This is a genomic window from Mesorhizobium sp. M7A.F.Ca.CA.002.09.1.1, assembly GCF_003998555.1.
Classification (GTDB): Bacteria; Pseudomonadota; Alphaproteobacteria; order Rhizobiales; family Rhizobiaceae; genus Mesorhizobium; species Mesorhizobium ciceri.
This window is the reverse complement of record NZ_RZRR01001003.1, coordinates 1-1863: the sequence shown is the minus strand read 5'-3', so window position 1 is coordinate 1863 and position 1863 is coordinate 1. Positions and strand designations below refer to the sequence as shown.

General features: G+C 63.6%; 3 protein-coding genes. 1 reads left to right on the top strand and 2 read right to left on the bottom strand.

Annotated elements, in window-relative coordinates; genetic code table 11:
* On the top strand, positions 1 to 888 hold an 888-nt coding region (locus tag EN994_RS29500; RefSeq protein ID WP_164746323.1), incomplete at its 5' end, for an aldo/keto reductase.
* Between the two features lie 110 nt (positions 889 to 998).
* Here the strand turns inward: EN994_RS29500 and EN994_RS29495 are convergent.
* The gene (locus EN994_RS29495) at positions 999 to 1601 is read right to left on the bottom strand and encodes a nucleotidyltransferase family protein (protein ID WP_063169791.1); all 603 of its coding nucleotides are present in this window, start codon (positions 1599 to 1601) and stop codon (positions 999 to 1001) included.
* A gap of 40 nt (positions 1602 to 1641) precedes the next feature.
* Positions 1642 to 1863 (bottom strand): hypothetical protein (locus EN994_RS29490; RefSeq protein WP_164746322.1); only part of this gene is annotated, 222 nt, incomplete at its 5' end.

Sequence of the window (1863 nt, the reverse complement as noted above, 5' to 3'; positions counted from 1 at the left end):
ACGCTGCACCGCGCCATCGATATCGGCGTCAATTTCTTCGACACGGCGGAGGTCTATGGCCCGTTCGAGAACGAGATCCTGCTCGGCAAAGCGCTGAAGTCCGCGCGTGACAAGGTGACGATCGCGACAAAATTCGGCTTCAGGATTTTGGAGGAAGGTACAGGCCTCGACCGCATGGCCGGCGTCGACAGCCGCCCCGAGCACGTCAAGGCGGTCGCCGAGGCGTCGCTGAAGCGGCTCGGCACGGATGTGATCGACCTCTACTACCAGCACCGTGTCGACCCCAACGTGCCGATCGAGGACACGGTCGGTGCCATGGCCGAGCTGGTGCGCGAGGGCAAGGTGCGCGCGCTCGGCCTGTCGGAGGCGAGTGCGGCGACCATCCGCCGGGCCCATGCCGTGCATCCAATTGCCGCCGTGCAGAGCGAATATTCGCTGTGGAGCCGCGACCCGGAAGACGAGGTGTTCGCCGTCTGCCGCGAGCTCGGCATCGGTTTTGTTCCCTACAGCCCGCTCGGCCGGGGCTTGCTGACCGGCACGATCGCCAAGCCAGAGGCCTTGAGCGATGACGACTGGCGCCGCGGCCTGCCGCGCTTCCAGGCCGATGCCATGGCCGCCAACGCCGCTGTCATCGCGACGCTGGAAAAGCTGGCAGCTGAAAAGGGGGTAACTTCGGCCCAACTGGCGCTGGCCTGGGTGCTGCACCAGGGCGATTTCATCGTGCCGATCCCCGGCGCAAGAAGGATACGCCATCTGGAGCAGAATGCGGCGGCTGCCGGGATCGCGCTGAGCGCGGTCGAGGTGCAGGCGATTGGTGACGCGCTGTCGCCCGACAAGGTGGTCGGTAGGCGCTATGCGGAGAAGGAGCTGACGCTGGTGAATGGTTGAAAACTGGTGAGTAATCGGAAGGGGCGCCGCGCGCCCCTTTTTCGTACGCAGCGCGGTGCAGAAGATGGGGACGCTGACGTGAAGCGCCCCCCTCTGCCCTGCCGACATTTTTACCAAGGCTCGACACTAATCTCCGGCCAGTTCTCCCTTGCACGCTTACCCTTCGCCTCATGCGTGCGCTGATTGTCCATCACCCGGTTCGGCGTGATGCGAAACGAGAAAATGTCGTCAAGACCAAACGGTGCCACGATCTCGAGCTGCCCGTCAGCGTCGTATCGAACCCCGACGGCGTGCGTCTTCGAGGCAAAATGGCTGACGGATTCGCTGGCGCTCGAATAGCGCGGGCACGGCCGTCCGAACTTCTGCGGATACCACAGATGCACCCGCGCCTGGTTGCGCACCTCGACCGGCAACGCCAGCCCCTCGAAATGCTTCTCCGCCCGGCGGATCACCGCGTCCTCGGCCTCATAGGACAGGTCGCTGTCATCGAAGTAGAAAAGATCAACATCCCTGATGCCGTAGCCCGACGGTTTGCCGGTCAGGTGGTTCCAGATGCTGTTGTAGAGAGCGCCGGATACCACCAGCCAGTCCGGCAGGTCGAGCGTGCGAGCCCGCGCCACCGCGTCGCATAACAGCGGGTCGGCAGACACGATGGCGAGAAACGCCGCGCGCTGTTCTTCAAGGGGAAGGCCGGAATACCGCAGATGGTCCATCGCCCTTTGGAGGGCGATTCGCCATCTGCTCGCAAGTTTTTTAGCCCCGCAGAACGCCCCCGGTCTGCTTGCCGACATTCTCGATGATGCGCTTGGCCAGTGCCTCGAAATCCTCGTCGGTGAGCGTCTTTTCGACCGGCTGGATCGACACTTCGATGGCAATCGATTTTTTGCCCTCGCCCAGCGAAGCGCCTTCGAAAATATCGAAGACCGAGACGGCGGTGATGAGCTTCTTGTCGGCGGCGAGCGCTGCGCGCACCAG